Source organism: Raoultella sp. T31 (genome assembly GCF_002806725.1).
In the GTDB taxonomy this organism is placed as follows: domain Bacteria; phylum Pseudomonadota; class Gammaproteobacteria; order Enterobacterales; family Enterobacteriaceae; genus Klebsiella; species Klebsiella electrica.
Genome location: NZ_PIBO01000018.1, coordinates 43383 through 59678 on the forward strand (window position 1 = coordinate 43383; position 16296 = coordinate 59678).

The 16296-nt window shown below is 51.1% G+C and carries 12 protein-coding genes; 7 read left to right on the plus strand and 5 right to left on the minus strand.

Going from position 1 to position 16296, the window contains the following annotated elements:
• Positions 1-512 precede the first annotated feature (512 nt).
• The 4 genes from CWM52_RS14055 to CWM52_RS14070 all read right to left on the minus strand — a co-directional run bounded on the left by CWM52_RS14055 (position 513) and on the right by CWM52_RS14070 (position 3447).
• Positions 513-1577, minus strand: coding sequence for a DUF2955 domain-containing protein (locus CWM52_RS14055; RefSeq protein ID WP_100684672.1), 1065 nt, complete (start codon positions 1575-1577; stop codon positions 513-515).
• Positions 1567-2634: an HlyD family secretion protein gene (locus CWM52_RS14060; RefSeq protein ID WP_100684673.1), complete on the minus strand. Its 1068-nt coding sequence runs from the start codon at positions 2632-2634 to the stop codon at positions 1567-1569. The genes CWM52_RS14055 and CWM52_RS14060 overlap by 11 nt, the downstream gene beginning before the upstream one ends.
• A gap of 3 nt (positions 2635-2637) precedes the next feature.
• Positions 2638-3102, minus strand: coding sequence for a MarR family transcriptional regulator (locus CWM52_RS14065; protein WP_100684674.1), 465 nt, complete (start codon positions 3100-3102; stop codon positions 2638-2640).
• A gap of 180 nt (positions 3103-3282) precedes the next feature.
• Positions 3283-3447, minus strand: coding sequence for a DUF1127 domain-containing protein (locus CWM52_RS14070; protein WP_100684675.1), 165 nt, complete (start codon positions 3445-3447; stop codon positions 3283-3285).
• A gap of 177 nt (positions 3448-3624) precedes the next feature.
• Here CWM52_RS14070 and CWM52_RS14075 point away from each other — a divergent pair, with 177 nt between their 5' ends.
• Positions 3625-5037: a PLP-dependent aminotransferase family protein gene (locus tag CWM52_RS14075; protein WP_100684676.1), complete on the plus strand. Its 1413-nt coding sequence runs from the start codon at positions 3625-3627 to the stop codon at positions 5035-5037.
• Positions 5038-5330: 293 nt separating this feature from the next.
• On the opposite strand, the gene CWM52_RS14080 is transcribed toward CWM52_RS14075, so the two are convergent.
• Positions 5331-5723: a hypothetical protein gene (locus tag CWM52_RS14080; protein ID WP_100684710.1), complete on the minus strand. Its 393-nt coding sequence runs from the start codon at positions 5721-5723 to the stop codon at positions 5331-5333.
• A gap of 191 nt (positions 5724-5914) precedes the next feature.
• Here CWM52_RS14080 and CWM52_RS14085 point away from each other — a divergent pair, with 191 nt between their 5' ends.
• The 6 genes from CWM52_RS14085 to symE all read left to right on the plus strand — a co-directional run bounded on the left by CWM52_RS14085 (position 5915) and on the right by symE (position 16290).
• Positions 5915-7987, plus strand: a complete 2073-nt coding sequence (locus tag CWM52_RS14085; RefSeq protein WP_100684677.1) for an McrB family protein — start codon at positions 5915-5917, stop codon at positions 7985-7987.
• Entirely contained in the window at positions 7984-9333 is a 1350-nt protein-coding gene (locus CWM52_RS14090; protein ID WP_416308808.1) for an McrC family protein, read from the plus strand. The genes CWM52_RS14085 and CWM52_RS14090 overlap by 4 nt, the downstream gene beginning before the upstream one ends.
• Positions 9334-9362: 29 nt before the next feature.
• Positions 9363-10982: a type I restriction-modification system subunit M gene (locus CWM52_RS14095; RefSeq protein WP_100684679.1), complete on the plus strand. Its 1620-nt coding sequence runs from the start codon at positions 9363-9365 to the stop codon at positions 10980-10982.
• Positions 10972-12378, plus strand: a complete 1407-nt coding sequence (locus CWM52_RS14100; protein WP_100684680.1) for a restriction endonuclease subunit S — start codon at positions 10972-10974, stop codon at positions 12376-12378. Before CWM52_RS14095 ends, CWM52_RS14100 begins: the two co-directional genes overlap by 11 nt.
• Positions 12379-12473: 95 nt before the next feature.
• Complete coding sequence (locus CWM52_RS14105) at positions 12474-15737, plus strand: type I restriction endonuclease subunit R (protein ID WP_100684681.1); 3264 nt, start codon at positions 12474-12476, stop codon at positions 15735-15737.
• A gap of 223 nt (positions 15738-15960) precedes the next feature.
• On the plus strand, positions 15961-16290 hold the full coding sequence (gene symE, locus CWM52_RS14110; protein WP_100684682.1) for an endoribonuclease SymE: 330 nt from the start codon (positions 15961-15963) through the stop codon (positions 16288-16290).
• Positions 16291-16296 lie beyond the last annotated feature (6 nt).

Genomic DNA, 16296 nt, shown 5'->3' on the forward strand with positions numbered 1-16296 from the left:
GGTCTGTTTGTAGGCCGAGCCGCTCCCCGCATAAAGCGCGCACAGCGGCAATTTTGTAGGCCGGGTAAGGCGCCAGCCACCACCCGGCGTAAAGCAGGCACAGTGGCCGTTTTATCGGCCGGGTAAGGCGCCAGCCGCCACCCGGCGTAAAGCAGGCACAGCGGCAGTTTTGTAGGCCGGGTAAGGCACCAGCCTCCACCCGGCGTAAAGCAGGCACAGCGGCAGTTTTGTAGGCCGGGTAAGGCGCCAGCCGCCACCCGGCGTAAAGCAGGCACAGCGGCAGTTTTGTAGGCCGGGTAAGGCACCAGCCGCCACCCGGCGTAAAGCAGGCACAGCGGCAGTTTTGTAGGCCGGGTAAGGCGCCAGCCGCCACCCGGCGTAAAGCAGGCACAGCGGCAGTTTTGTAGGCCGGGTAAGGCGCCAGCCGCCACCCGGCGTAAAGCGAGCACGGTGGCCATTGCGATCCCCCGTCAATCACCCGATCGCCAGTTGCGCGCGTTGGCGGCCTGAGGTTATTCCGTGATGACAAACCGCGTCGGCGCAAAGCAGTTCAGAATCCGATGCACGAGGAAAACCAGCGTCAGCGTAACGATAAGCGAGGTGGTTACCGAGGTAATGCGATAGAGGTCGCTGAAGATCAGATCCTGGTCCGGATGCAGGTTCTGGCCGAACATAATCCCGATGGTGGTGATGCTGGCGAAACCGACCCCGGCGCCAACCTTTTCCATGACATGCAGGCGGGCGCTAAAGGCCAGCCCCAGGCCAATCAGCGGCATCATCAATATCATATGATTGCTGAAATCATAGATAAGCAATTGTACCACCAGAATATACAGGCAGGACAACACCACGCCCACAACGCGCCACAGCGAGCTTATTACCGCGCCGCGATAGTGCATCGGGAACAGGATCAGGATCCCCGCCATCAGCGCCGAAAGAGAATCGCTGAGATCGCAGATCTGGAAGACCACGAAAATCAGGGTGGCGACGGTGCCGGAGAGCAGCGATTCATGGCGCACCCGGGCGGCGTCTTTCTCGATTCGCGGCGGCGGCTTACGCGGTTCGACATCCGGAATCAGGTAATTCATTAACGCGCTGAGCGCCACCGCCATCACGCAGGCTTCCATATTAGAGAACAGCAGCGTGTGCCAGCTGCTGGTGGGATAGCTCATAAAGTTGAGCATCGTGCTCTGACAGACCACCCCCATCGACCCCAGCAGAAACAGCGGTCCCTGGCTCATAAAGCGAAAACGCATCACATAGAGGCCGAAAACCACCAGCGTCATCACAATCGGCCATTGCGATAAATATCCGACGATCAGCACCATTTCGACGCAGTTTACCGCTGCACTGAACATAAACTGCCTGGCGACGTGACGATTAAAGACCGGCACCAGCGACAGCAGCATCAGCGGATAGACGACAAAGAAGACGCCGTACTGCACGTCGTAGAAGGTCGAGATACTCAGCGCTATCATCCCGGCGAAGGCGATCCGCAGCGTCTGACGAAAGTCATTCGCCGTGTAAACGATATTACCGTGCGGGGTGAAAACGCGAGCCAGCGTATTAATAGACATAGTGCAGCAGGCTCACCAGATGGATCTGCAGACCGGCGAAGGTGCGGGCGAACGGACCGTCGCTGTTATAGAGCTGAACCGTGGCGCGGGCGCCGGTCGGCAACGGTTTGTCCAGAGGTTCATCGAGGGCGACGTGGATCCGCATACGTTGGGCATCGCGCACCCAGCGGGTAGACTGCTCGGGCTGCGACAGCTGGCCGTTGACCTCTTCCTGGCCGGCTAAAATCCCGGCATCGCTGCTGGTAACGTGCGCCGGAAAGACGTTGCCCGGCAGAGCATCGAAGACCACCGCGGCATCAGTATTCACCCCGGTGTGGCGCAGACTCTTCTCACGAAAATCGGCGACAATATCAGTATGGTTGCTGACCAGCGCCAACAGCGGCGTAGCGGCGGTGGCATACAGGCCGGGGTTGAGCTGCAGGTTGCTCACCATCCCGTCCGTTTCGGCGTAGACTTTGCTCCAGCCAAGGTTGAGCTGCGCCTCTTCCAGCGCGTTGCGGTATTTTTGCAGCGTCACGTTACGGCTGTCGTCGCGCTCCCCGCGTTGAATGAGCAGATTCTGAATGCTGGCATTCAGCGCGCTTACCGCCTGTTCGCTGGTCTGCCAGGTGGTGCGTACCTTATCGAGATCCGCTTGCGAAACGTTTTGCATGGTGCTCAAGCGCTGGTAGCGATCGAGGGTGACCTTATCGTTGCGGGCGGTGTACTGCGCGGTGCGCAGGTTGGCGCGCGCGGCGGCGATCTGCGCATCGAGCTGCTGGTTGCTCAGCTTCGCCTGGGCAAGCGCAATCTGTGCCGCCTGGACTTTATTGATAAACGGCGTCGGATCCAGCTCATAGAGCAGGTCTCCCTTCTTCACCTGGCTATTGTTGTGCACATAGACCTGCGACACATAGCCGGAGACCCGCGGTGCAACGGGCGTCACCACCCGCATGACGGTCGAGTCCGGCGTCAGCGGGATCCAGATATCGGCAACGATAAACCAGGCGAATATAGCCAGGAAAGCGGCAATACTCACCCTTACCCAGCGGGCAAATTTTTGTTCAGGGGTCATCATAGTTTAGATCTTGTTATCTTCTTCGCGGATTGTCCGCAAATTGCAGGCGATGTGATTTAAGGTGGCGCTGAAGGTGGCGAGATCGTCCGCAGGAATGGTCCGGGTGACCCGGGATTGATAGGTCTCAATCACACGGTTCAGATCTTCCAGTATCGACAGGCCTTCCGCCGTCAGCGTCAGCAGGCGTATGCGTTTGTCATAGGGCGATGTTGAACGCAGCAGATAGCCCTGACTTTCGAGCTGCGTGAGGGTGCGCATCAGCGGCGGCAGTTCAATACCCTGCACTTCCGCCAGTTCGCTGACCGAGACGTTATCCCCCAGTTGATGCAGCTGCATCAGCACCGTCCAGCTTGACTGGGTCAGGCCGGTATCGGTGATAGCAGAGTCGATGGTCGCGCGCCACTGGCGGACCACCATCGCCATCCGCATCCCCATCGGGCGGCGGGCGAACAATTCGTCTTCGGTCATGTTTCTTTCCTCAGTTAACTGAGAGCAAAATAATACTTATCAGGGTAAGTATCAAGAAACAGCGGACGCAGAAGCATTAATTGATAAATATTGTGAATGTATAACCCTGGCGGACATTTCCCCGGTCGCGCTACCGCTTACCGGGGCTACGGACAAGCGCCGGGTGAAAGACCGGACTTTTTAATTGAGCTGATCGCGCCGCAGGCCGACATCTTTCAGCTGTTCATCGCTCATTCGCTGCAAAATCCGTCGCGTTTGCTGCCGAAGCCACCATTTTCTTATCATTCTGCCCAGTAATATGAAGCCGATAAACGGCTGTCTTGCCCGGTTCTCATGAAATTCCATACTCCACCTCCTCACCTTGCCAGAGTCTTTATCTTCGCGGATCGGAGGCCAGACAATACAGATGCACAAAACTCTTTTCTTTAACATACAGATTGGCTAAAACGGTATCTGCGTGGCTTTTTTTTCATTCATCTGTACTGGTTTATCTATCTGTATGGCGGCAATAAGGGATACAGCATGACGCGTTACCAACATCTGGCCAGCCTGCTGGCAGAACGTATTGAGCAAGGGCTGTATCGCGACGGCGAAAAACTGCCATCGGTACGCAGCCTGAGTCAGGAGCACGGTGTCAGCATCAGCACCGTCCAGCAGGCCTATCAAATGCTGGAACAGCAGCGGCTAATCACCCCGCAGCCGCGTTCCGGCTATTTTGTCGCCCCGCGTAAAGCGCAGCCGCCGGTGCCGCCGATGTCGCGCCCGGTTCAGCGCCCGGTGGAGATCACCCAGTGGGATCAGGTGCTGACCATGCTCGACGCCCGCAATGACAAAAGCATTATTCCCTTCGGCGGCGGCTCGCCGGACGTCACTCAACCCAGCCTGAAGCCGTTGTGGCGTGAGCTGAGTCGGGTTATCCAGCACAATATCAACGAAGTGCTGAACTACGACGAACTGGCCGGGCGCCGAGAGCTGCGCGAACAAATCGCCCGCCTGATGCTCGACGGCGGTTCCGTGGTCACCGTCGATGATTTAGTGATCACCAGCGGCTGCCATAGCGCCCTGTCGCTGGCCCTGCTGTCGGTGTGCCAGCCTGGCGACATCGTCGCCGTGGAGTCCCCGACCTATTACGGCACCATGCAGCTGCTGCGCGGTTTGGGGCTGAAGGCCATTGAGATCCCGACCGATCCGGATAGCGGGATCAGCCTGGAAGCGCTGGAGCTGGCATTAGATCAGTGGCCGATCAAAGGCGTTATCCTGGTGCCGAACTGCAATAATCCGCAGGGTTTTATCATGCCAGACGCCCGCAAACGCGCGATACTCACCCTCGCCCAACGTCACGATATCGTTATTTTTGAAGATGATATCTACGGCGAGCTGGCCACCGACTACCCGCGTCCGCGCACCATCCATTCATGGGATATCGACGGACGGGTAATGTTGTGTAGTTCTTTTACTAAAACTATCGCGCCGGGCCTGCGCATCGGCTGGATCGCGCCCGGCCGCTATTACGACCGGCTATTGCAGATGAAATACGCCGCCAGCGGCACCAACGTTCCCTCGACGCAACTGGCGGCATCCATTTTTATTCGCGAAGGCCACTACCACCGTCACGTACGTCGGATGCGGCAGATCTACCAGCGCAATATGGAAATCTATACCTGCTGGCTGCGGGAGTATTTTCCGTGTGGGATCTGCGTCACCCGGCCAAAAGGCGGCTATATGCTGTGGGTTGAGCTACCGGAGCATGTCGATATGGTCTGCGTCGCGAAGCAACTGTGCCGCATGAAAATCCAGGTCGCGCCGGGTTCGCTGTTCTCGGCGTCCGGGAAATATCGCAATTGCGTCAGGATCAACTGCGCCCTGCCGCCGATCGAGAAGCATCGGGAGGTGATGGTGAAGCTGGGCGAGGCGGTGAAGGTGGCGATGGAGTGAGTTTTTCGCCGTGGCGAACTGGCTTGTCCCCCGGTGGCGCTTTGCTTACCGGGGCTACGGTTCGCAACCGTCTGCGGGATGGTGGGCGGGCCAGGCGTGGCAAGCGGGATTTATCTCATATACTGCACATGTTTCACCCTTCATCAGCTTCTCACATCTACTTTCGCAAATAAACTATAGCGATAACAATGATGTCATGTTCTCACCCAATATATTGATTCATGGTCTTCGTCTCAACCTACATTTGAAACTCAATTTTTGGCCCCAATCTCATAGGGCCATGGTCATACTAGCTATCTGACATCTCTTTCTCTCAGAATGAGATTAATTTCCTGTAAAGCATCTAGCTGTCTTTTCTCAAAAGTCGTTGGCACATCTGAGCGACAAATAGTCGCAAGGCTGAAAAGACCGCCTGCGAATCCGGTCAAACCAGAGACTAGATCCCATTGGCCATGAATATAATACCACCCTCCGGCAAAGAGCATTAAAATACCGCACCCGGCCAAAATTTTTAAGGCGAGGGTTGATTTTCTTTTCCTCTCCTTCTCCAAAACTTTTAACCGATGCTGCTCTTCTGAAAGTAACTCATCATTATCACAATGAATGAATAACTTAAATTTTTGCTCAGTTGAATGATCATTAATAGTGACATCACCATTAATGTCACCAGAATTAAAATCTCGCATATTGTTCACCTTATCATGATAACTGCTCAATAAAATCCACCCCACCATTTTGCCTGAAAATCCGCCTCTATCAATGAAAAAATAAAATAGGCGCCATTTCATATATCTGATAAATGTTTAAGGAAATATATTGCGATTTTTGATATAAAATATAACCATGATCAATAGTATTGGCATCAGGAGTCCGTCAAATGGTACAAGATCCACAATCACTCGCCCCTTTCTTCAGGAATTTCGCGCAGAAAAATAACGAAAACAATGCTGAGTGGGGGTCAGGATATCGTGAGATTGTTGGCCGGGTTCAGCGCGAGAAGCCAGATTTCAGCGATCAAACCATCCTGGACCTTTGGTATACACGTGATAATCGGGTTGCCAGCCTGCGACAAGGTGGCATGTCCCATGAAGAGTTTATACAAGCTAAAGATGACCTCCGCGAGCTCACCAGGCTCATTGCCTCTGGTTGCACACTTGAGGTGTTTGAGCTGGCTCATCAACGCTTACAGTCTCTAAAAGAGCAAGGTAAGCTGAAGAAATTCTACCGTGCACTATGTAGCCGCACCTTTGCAGCCTTCTACCCCTCGCAAATAACCAGCATTATCAACGAAGGGGTCTTCTTCAGCGTTTATAATTATTGCAATAACCACTTCCAGCTAAATCTGCCAAAGGACGGTGAATGGACACCGTCAAAGTGGTTTAAGCTTAATATCGCACTTAAAGAAACCTTCCATCGCTACCTCAATAACGACCCGGACGATATTGAACTCAATATGTCGCTTTGGCATTTGTATGAGTTTGAAATTGAAGAAGAGGGCAACAGTGCAGATAGCATTGAGTCATCCATCTTAAGCGATGATGAGCGTGGCAATGAACCGAATGATATTCTTCCCGCTAAAAACCTCATACTGTATGGACCGCCAGGAACAGGAAAAACCTACAAAACCATTGAAATTGCAGTACGTGCCTGTGAGCCACAAGCCTATACTCGCCTGGAAGGAAAAGAAAAAACAGAGCGTCGCACTGAACTTAAAAAGATGTATGACACGCTCATTGACGAAAAGCGCATACGCTTTATCACCTTCCACCAAAGTTTTGGCTATGAAGAGTTCATTGAGGGACTTCGGGCGGAAACCAGTGATGATGGCAATGTTCGCTATGACATAAAACCCGGCGTATTCAAGCAAATTTGCGAAGATGCTTCTTTCGGTAACGCAGGGGCACAATTGGCCCTTGATGATGCTCTGGAGAAGTTCAAAGCCCAGTGTGCAGAAAAAGACACCATTGTTTTAAAGACAACTAATGGCAGCGTCTTCCGGGTTTCCTACGCCAATAACAGCACATTCCGGGTATTCCCCTCCCAATCCAAAAACGATCAACTTGATAAAGGCTATCCCGCATCGATTGAAAATATTCGTCGTCTTTATCAGGGGGAGAAAGAGAATATTTATAATATTTCCTACGTTCGCGGCATCCTTCAATATCTGATTAAAGAATGGCATCTCCCTGCAACGCCAGAAGCGCCACAGACAAAGAAAAAGCAGAATTATGTCCTGATCATTGATGAAATTAACCGTGGCAATATCTCCAGGATATTTGGCGAGCTCATTACTTTGATTGAAACCTCTAAACGCGCAGGCGAAAGTGAAGCGCTAAGCGTTAGCCTTCCTTACTCATCGCAACCCTTTTCTGTACCTAATAATCTATACATCATAGGTACCATGAATACCGCGGATCGTTCGCTGACCGCGTTAGATACCGCCTTGCGTCGGCGCTTCGAATTTCAACCCCTCATGCCGGATGTATCGGTACTGAACGACACGGTTATCCAGGGAATTAATCTTACGGAATTGCTTACCACGCTGAATGCGAGAATTCAGGCACTTTATGACAGCGAGCATACCCTCGGACATGCTTTTTTTATGCCGGTCGTACAAGAGAAAGACAATCCCGTTGAAGCGTTTAAAAAATTAAAACGCGTGATGAAGAATAAAATACTCCCGCTACTGGAAGAGTATTTTTATAACGACTGGCAGAAAATTCGCCTGGTGCTCGGTGACAATCAAAAAGCAGAAAAATCACTGCATTTTGTTCGCTCAGTAGAAAACCAGAACGATCTGGCAACGCTTTTCGGCAAAACTGCGATTGATGACCTTCAGGAAGCAGGCATCAGCTACCAATTATGTAAGGACAACGATCCGGTCTGGGATAATGCGCTGGCATACCAGCAAATTTACAATCCGGGCTCTACAGCGGCGGTGCAAGACTGATGGCTGGCAGCACGCACTCCATTTTTGAGTACGGTTATCTTGTCAGCGAAGAGGACCGGGGAAAATTCGCTGATGCAGAACCACTCCCTACCGCAGCATTTCGCTGGCTAGAACAACGCTGCCTGAAAGACAATGAGGGTGAGGACCAACGCTTGTTATCTCTGCGTGCCATTGGTGGCGTCAAAGTGATTCAGGTGAAAAATTACGTTGGCATTATTGCTCTGCCTCAACAGCGGCTTATTGAGGTCCTGCCAAAAACGGGTAAGAAGCAAGATAAGCCACTTGAGGCTCGCCAGCGATTATTAATGATGCTGACAACGCTGAAGGATTTTCGCCATATTGAAACCACAGCAGCCAGCATCATGACGTCACGGATGACATTAATGGATATTTTCATCCAACAGTTCATCACGAGCATGGAAGCTATCGTTCGCAAAGGATTAAAACACGATTACCTCCGTCAGCAGGACAACCTTCCCTGGCTAAAAGGTAAGTTACTGATAAGCGAGCAGCTCAAAAAAAATAGCGTCCGCCGCGATCGCTTCTATGTGGAATATGATGAATATCGCGTCGAGCGACCAGAAAACCGGCTGTTGAAAACGGCTATTGATAAGGTTTATAGCTACGCGACTAACCCGCAACTTCTACAGGCCCTGAACCGCCTGCAGGCGCTTTTTGACCCCATACCGAAGGTCGATAATATTGATATCGCCTTCAGGCAGATTCATCTGGATCGCCATATGCAGCATTACGAAAAGGCGCTGAACTGGGCAAAGCTAATCTTGCAAGGTAATTCGCCGCATTGTATGCAAGGCCATACGGAAGCCATCTCTCTCTTGTTCCCTATGGAAGCCGTATTTGAAGCCTTTGTGACGACATGGTTCCGTCAGCATTACCACGCTCACTGGCAAGTGAAGCCGCAGTCGAGGTCACATTATCTTGCCCGGTACGACACATCTTCCATGTTTCAGCTCCGCCCGGATATCTGGCTTATACCGCACGATAACTCAGAGAAATCATCTATCATTTGCGACATGAAATGGAAGCTGGTTGAAGCAGCCAACAGTAAGTTCAACCTTGCCCAGAGCGATTTATACCAAATGCTGGCCTATGGTATGAATCATCTGCAAGGCGCAGGGGACATGCTCTTAATTTATCCCCACCATGCCGGATTCAGCGTTCCGCTTGAGCACCCTTTTGAATTCAATCATTCAGGGGGAAAGACGCTACGCCTGTGGGTGGTACCGTTCGAGGTAGGCACCAGCCTGCGAACCTCCAGGTTACTCATGCCGGCAAAGTTTAGTCTGACAGACAGCGGACCTTTGTCGATTTTATCGTTACAATAGCCACCAAATTTTTCCAGAACGAGTCCATCATGGCCAAAGCACCAACTAAAAAAGCCAAAGCAAAGAAAGGCTTTGAAGACACATTATGGGATACCGCGAACCAGCTTCGCGGCAGCGTTGAATCCTCCGAGTACAAACACGTGGTACTGAGCCTCGTGTTCCTGAAGTTTATCAGCGATAAGTTTGAAGCCCGCCGTCAGAAGATGAAGGACGAGGGCCAGGGCGATTTCCTCGAAATGGAAGTCTTCTATCAGCAGGACAACATCTTCTATCTGCCGGAAGAGGCGCGCTGGTCATTCATCAAACAGCACGCCAAGCAGGATGATATTGCCGTACGCATTGATACCGCGCTCTCCACCATTGAGAAGCGCAACGCGTCGCTGAAAGGCGCGCTGCCGGACAACTACTTCAGCCGCCAGAATCTGGAAACCAAGAAGCTGGCATCGCTTATCGATACCATCGACAACATTGAAACGTTGGCTCACGAAACCGACGTTAAGGCACTGTCGAAAGAAGATCTGGTCGGTCGCGTGTACGAATACTTCCTCGGCAAGTTTGCTGCTACCGAAGGCAAAGGCGGCGGTGAATTCTACACGCCAAAATGCGTGGTCACACTGCTGACCGAAATGCTCGAACCCTTCCAGGGCAAAATTTATGACCCCTGCTGTGGCTCAGCAGGGATGTTTGTGCAGTCGGTGAAGTTCGTTGAAAGCCATCAGGGGAAAAGTCGTGATATCGCCCTGTACGGCCAGGAGCTGACGGCCACCACCTACAAGCTGGCGAAGATGAACCTCGCCATTCGCGGCCTGTCCGCCAACCTCGGTGAACGCCCGGCGGACACCTTCTTCAGCGACCAGCACCCGGACCTGAAAGCCGACTATATTCTGGCCAACCCGCCGTTTAACCTGAAAGACTGGCGTAACGACGCCGAGCTAACCAAAGATCCGCGCTTTGCAGGCTATCGTACGCCGCCGACCGGTAACGCCAACTACGGCTGGATTTTGCATATGCTCTCCAAGCTGTCGGCCAACGGTACCGCCGGTTTTGTGCTGGCAAACGGCTCGATGAGCTCCAACACCAGCGGCGAAGGCGAGATCCGTGCGCAGATGATCGAAAACGATCTGATTGACTGCATGATCGCCCTGCCCGGACAGCTGTTCTTCACCACCCAGATCCCGGTGTGCCTGTGGTTTATGACCAAATCGAAGGCGGTCGATCCGGCCAAAGGTTATCGTAACCGTCAGGGCGAGACGCTGTTTATCGATGCGCGTAATCTCGGCACCATGATGAACCGCACCACCAAAGAGCTGACGGCGGACGATATCGCCACCATCGCCGATACCTACCACGCCTGGCGCAGCACGCCGGAAGAGCTGGCCGAGCGTATTAAGCGCGGCGACAGCCAACTGGCGCAGTACGAAGATCAGGCCGGATTCTGCAAGGTCGCGACTATTGCAGAGATGAAGGCTAACGACTATGTGCTGACGCCGGGCCGCTACGTGGGTGCCGCCGAGCAGGAAGACGACGGTGTGGCGTTTGAAACTAAAATGCGCGAGTTGTCGCAGACACTATTTGCGCAGATGAAGCAGGCGGAAGCACTGGATAAAGCCATTCGTCAGAACCTGGAGGCGCTGGGTTATGGGGAATGAAGACTTCAAACTACCACCTGGATGGCATTGTAGAAGCCTTGTTGATTGCACAAAAGGTGGAAATATTTCTTATGGTATTGTTCAGCCTGGCCAACATCAGGACGATGGCATTGGAATTATTCGTGTAAATAACATACAAAATGGAGAAATTTCCGTTGTCGATGTATTAAAAGTTTCTCACGATATTGAAAGTAAATTTTCTAAGACGCGATTAGAAGGTGGGGAAGTTCTTTTAACACTAGTTGGTTCGACCGGCTTAAGTGCTATTACGACTAAAGACTTACACGGGTGGAATGTTGCTCGTGCTATCGCAGTTATTAAACCATCCGATGAAATAAGCGCAGAGTGGATACATATTTGTCTTCAATCTCCTTATACAAAATACTTCTTAGATTCAAGAGCTAATACAACTGTTCAAAAAACTCTTAATTTAAAAGATGTAAAGGAAATCCCATTACCGATTCCTCCTATTGAAGAGAGAATGAACCTTGAAAAAATTTATTTTGATTTAGAGAATAAAATTAATCTTAATTTAGGAATCAACCAAACCCTGGAACAAATGTCCCAAACCCTGTTCAAATCCTGGTTTGTGGATTTCGATCCTGTAATTGATAACGCGCTGGATGCAGGAAACCCAATCCCGGAAACGCTGCAATCTCGCGCCGAACTCCGTCAAAAAGTTCGCAATAGTGTAGATTTCAAACCACTTCCAGCGGATATTTGTGCTCTGTTCCCATCGGAGTTTGAAGAAACAGAGTTGGGCTGGGTGCCTAAAGGTTGGATAACAACATCTTTCAACGATTTGATAGAACTCATTGGTGGAGGCACACCTAAAACCTCTGTAGAAGAGTACTGGAATGGAGATATTCCATGGTTCTCTGTCGTCGATGCACCTAATGAATCCGACGTATATGTATTAACTACAGAGAAAAACATTACCACTGAAGGGCTCAACAATTCCTCCGCAAAGTTATTAAGAAAAGGAACAACAATAATCAGCGCCAGAGGAACTGTAGGGAAATGTGCTATGGTTGCTGTACCGATGGCAATGAATCAGTCATGCTATGGTGTTATTGGTAAAAATAATATTTCTGATGAGTATATTTATTTCCAATTAAAAAATGCAGTCCAGGCTCTTCAACAAATGGGACACGGCTCAGTTTTCAACACAATAACAAGAGATACATTCAAAAATATTAAAATTCCTTTTTGCAATGAAGAATTAACAAATAGTTATTCTTTGCTTGTTAAAAATTATTTTTCAAAAATACTGAATAATAATTATCAAAATATTGCTTTAACTAATCTCCGCGACACCCTGCTCCCTAAACTTATCTCCGGCGAGCTCTCTCTGGAGGATCTGCCAAATTTAGTAGCCCAAACCGAACCCGCATAATGCATTTCCCCCCTGTAAAATCAGGGGGTTTCTGATAAGGTTTTCTTCTGTTACAGGAACCCTTACCAGAAAATCAGCCAGGGCCGGAGCGAGATATGCATCTCTCATTCAGTGAAGCGAAGTTAGAACAGGCGATAATTGAGTTACTGCAGGATCAGGGATATCAGCACCTGATCGGCGATAATGTGCCGCGTTCCAGCCTCGATCTGGTGATTATCGAAGACGATCTTCGTCATTACCTCGCCGCCCGCTATCAGGCCGACGGTATCACCGAAGAAGAGATCCAGCGTCTGATCAAGCAGTTCACTACCCTGCCCGCCTCCGATCTCTACGAAAGTAATAAAACCTTCTGTTCCTGGCTGGCCAACGGTTTCCTGTTTAAACGCGACGATCGCCAGCAGAAAGATCTCTATATCGAACTGCTCGATACCCGGCACCTGCCCGCCGTGCTGCGTGAACTGTTTGATACCGAAGAGGTCCCGCAGCAACAGGCCGCAGAAACGCCGGCAGGCTATCTTATCCAACCGCTGAACCGGGTTAAAATCGTCAATCAGCTGACCATTACCGGCAAAGAAAACCAGCCGCGTATTCCGGATGCCATTCTGTATATTAACGGCCTGCCGTTAGTGGTGTTTGAATTTAAAAGCGCAGTGCGCGAGCAGGAAGCCAGTATTGGCGATGCGTATAAACAACTCTGCATCCGCTACCGCCGCGATATTCCGCAGCTGTTTGTCTATAACGCGCTGTGCATTATCAGCGACGGCGTCAATAATCGTATGGGTAACCTGTTTGCGCCGTACGAGTACTTCTACTCATGGCGTAAAGTCACCGGCAATGAAAATCGCGAGCAGGACGGTATCCCATCCCTGCACTCAATGATTCAGGGACTGTTTCACCCTGTACGCCTGCTAGACGTAATAAAAAACTTTATCTGTTTCCCGGATAAAGCCAAACATGAAGTGAAAATCTGCTGCCGCTACCCGCAGTACTATGCGGCCCGCAAGCTGTACTACAGCATCGAGCGGGCACGTAAACCTTTCGGCGACGGTAAAGGCGGCACCTACTTCGGCGCGACCGGCTGCGGCAAAAGCTACACCATGCAGTTCTTAACTCGCCTGCTGATGAAAAGCGTCGAGTTCGCCAGCCCGACGATCGTGCTGATCACCGACCGCACCGATCTGGACGATCAGCTCTCGGCGCAGATGTGTAATGCCAAAAACTATATCGGCGACGAAACGGTGGTGCCCGTCACCAGCCGCGACGATCTACGGGAAAAACTGGCCGGTCGCAACAGCGGCGGCGTCTTCCTGACCACTATCCATAAATTTACCGAAGACGCCGAACTCCTTTCCGAGCGCAGCAATATCATCTGCATTTCTGACGAAGCGCACCGCAGCCAGATCAACCTCGATCAGAAGGTGATCGTCGATAAAGAGAGCGGCAAGGTGCGTAAAGCATGGGGGTTCGCCAAATACCTACACGATTCGCTGCCGCAAGCCACCTATGTCGGTTTTACCGGCACCCCTATCGACGCCACGATGGGAGTCTTTGGCGACATCGTGGACAGCTATACCATGACCGAATCCGTTCAGGATGAGATCACGGTACGCATCGTCTACGAAGGCCGCGCCGCGAAGGTCATCCTCGATGCCCGTAAACTGGAAGAGGTAGAAAAGTACTACGAAGATTGTGCTAACGCGGGCTCCAATGAGTGGCAAATTGACGAAAGCAAAAAGGCCAGCGCCACCATGAACGCCATTCTCGGCGATGACGATCGCCTGGAGGCGCTGGCGGAAGACTTTGCCAGGCACTATGAAAAACGTGTCGCAGAAGGCTCTACGGTGAAAGGCAAAGCGATGTTTGTCTGCGCCAGCCGGGAAATTGCCTGGGATTTCTATCGTCAGTTGAAAGACTTTCGTCCGGCGTGGTTTGAGGCTAGACAGGCCCCGGATGGGGTTGAGCTTACCGAGCAGGAGCAGAAAGAGCTGCCACCGTCCGAAATGGTCAAGATGGTGATGACGCGCGGTAAAGATGATGACGCTAAACTGTACGATTTGCTGGGCAGTAAAGAGTACCGCAAAGAGCTGGATAAACAGTTCAAAAACGCGAAGTCGAATTTCAAAATCGCCATCGTGGTGGACATGTGGCTGACCGGTTTTGACGTCCCGGAGCTGGATACCATCTATATCGATAAGCCGCTACAAAAACACAATCTGATCCAGACCATCTCCCGCGTCAACCGCAAGCTGGAAGGCAAAAGCAAAGGGTTAGTCGTCGACTACATTGGCATTAAGCGTCAGATGAATCAGGCGCTGGCGATGTATTCGCGTATTGATGCCACGAACTTTGAAGATATTCAGCAGTCGGTGGTTGAGGTGAAAAATCACCTCGATCTGCTGGCGCAGGTTTTACACGATTTTGACAGCCGGGCTTACTTCACCGGAGAACCGCAGGTGCAGCTGGCGTGCCTGAATCAGGCGGCAGAGTTTGTTATGCGTACCCAGAAGACAGAGCGCCGGTTTATGGGGCTTGTGAAACGCCTGAAAGCGGCTTATGACGTCTGCTGCGGCAGCGAAGCGTTATCTCAGGCGGAGCGCGATCGTATCCATTTTTACCTCGCGGTACGTTCGATCGTCTTCAAGCTCACTAAAGGCGACGCGCCTGATGTGACGCAGATGAACGCCCGCGTGCGAGAGATGATTGCCGATGCGTTAAAGGCCGATGGCGTGGAAGAGTTGTTTTTCCTTGGCGACAAGAAAGCGGAGTCGATCGATATCTTTGATGAAGATTACCTGGCGCGCATTAATAAGATCAAACTCCCGGCAACCAAAATTCAGCTGCTGCAAAAGCTGCTGGAAAAAGCCATCAGCGACTTTAAAAAGATCAACCAGCTTCAGGGGATAAACTTCACCCGCCGTTTCCAGTCGATTATGGATAAATATAACGAACGCCGGGAAGATGATATTCTCAATGGTGAAGAGTTCGATTCCTTCAGCCAGGAGATGACCGATATTATCTACGATATTAAAACCGAAATGGGTACTTACGCCGAGATGGGGATTGATATTGAAGAGAAAGCCTTCTATGACATTCTGGCACATATGCGCGATAAGTATCAGTTCACCTTTGAAGAAGACAAGATGCTGGCGCTGGCGAAAGATATGAAGGCGGTGGTTGATAACACGTCGAAGTACCCGGACTGGAGCAAGCGCGATGATATTAAAGCGAAACTGAAGGTGGAACTCATTCTGCTGCTGCATAAGCATAAGTTTCCGCCGGTGGCGAACGATGATGTGTATATGGGCGTGCTGGCGCAGGCGGAGAATTTTAAACAGCATCATATTAATACGATGCGTTAATTTTATTGCCGGATGGCGTTTCGCTTATCCGGTCTGGTTTATATTTCCCATCAATTTAATGACCAAATAAATATTTCCAGTAGCATCTTTATTATTGTCTATTTTCAGCTGGCTTTATTTTTATTTACTGGTTAGATTTACAGGTGTTATTTAGCGCAAGACGCCCGTGCAGCAACACGGGCATCCTGCTCATCACAATCACTATTTACCAGGAATAGCAATTATGACTATCGAGCATTCTATTTCAGATCCGTGCGATCCAGAAGTCTCTCCAACGAATAACCGTCATTTAACCGTGAGCTATGCGACGCGTAATCCTGATTACCAGCGTATTCCGGCGTTGATCATGAAGGGTCAGTGGCTGGAGGCGGCGGGTTTTGCCACCGGCACCGAAGTGGATCTTAAGGTGATGAACGGCTGCATCGTGATTACCGCCAGGCAGCCGGAACTCACCGCCTCTCTGCGCCAGATCAGCAAGCTGTCGGCGCGCAAGCAGAAACAGGTGCAGGTGTTAATCGACGCGATCGCCGGGCAAAAACCTAAGCTGGCATAAGCTCAA

What these genes read in the sequence shown, in the direction of transcription:
- CWM52_RS14055 (WP_100684672.1), bottom strand. Translation starts at nt 1,577, where the DNA reads ATGTCTATTAATACGCTGGCTCGCGTTTTCACCCCGCACGGTAATATC.
- CWM52_RS14060 (WP_100684673.1), bottom strand. Translation starts at nt 2,634, where the DNA reads ATGATGACCCCTGAACAAAAATTTGCCCGCTGGGTAAGGGTGAGTATT.
- CWM52_RS14065 (WP_100684674.1), bottom strand. Translation starts at nt 3,102, where the DNA reads ATGACCGAAGACGAATTGTTCGCCCGCCGCCCGATGGGGATGCGGATG.
- CWM52_RS14070 (WP_100684675.1), bottom strand. Translation starts at nt 3,447, where the DNA reads ATGGAATTTCATGAGAACCGGGCAAGACAGCCGTTTATCGGCTTCATA.
- CWM52_RS14075 (WP_100684676.1), top strand. Translation starts at nt 3,625, where the DNA reads ATGACGCGTTACCAACATCTGGCCAGCCTGCTGGCAGAACGTATTGAG.
- CWM52_RS14080 (WP_100684710.1), bottom strand. Translation starts at nt 5,723, where the DNA reads ATGCGAGATTTTAATTCTGGTGACATTAATGGTGATGTCACTATTAAT.
- CWM52_RS14085 (WP_100684677.1), top strand. Translation starts at nt 5,915, where the DNA reads ATGGTACAAGATCCACAATCACTCGCCCCTTTCTTCAGGAATTTCGCG.
- CWM52_RS14095 (WP_100684679.1), top strand. Translation starts at nt 9,363, where the DNA reads ATGGCCAAAGCACCAACTAAAAAAGCCAAAGCAAAGAAAGGCTTTGAA.
- CWM52_RS14100 (WP_100684680.1), top strand. Translation starts at nt 10,972, where the DNA reads ATGGGGAATGAAGACTTCAAACTACCACCTGGATGGCATTGTAGAAGC.
- CWM52_RS14105 (WP_100684681.1), top strand. Translation starts at nt 12,474, where the DNA reads ATGCATCTCTCATTCAGTGAAGCGAAGTTAGAACAGGCGATAATTGAG.
- symE (WP_100684682.1), top strand. Translation starts at nt 15,961, where the DNA reads ATGACTATCGAGCATTCTATTTCAGATCCGTGCGATCCAGAAGTCTCT.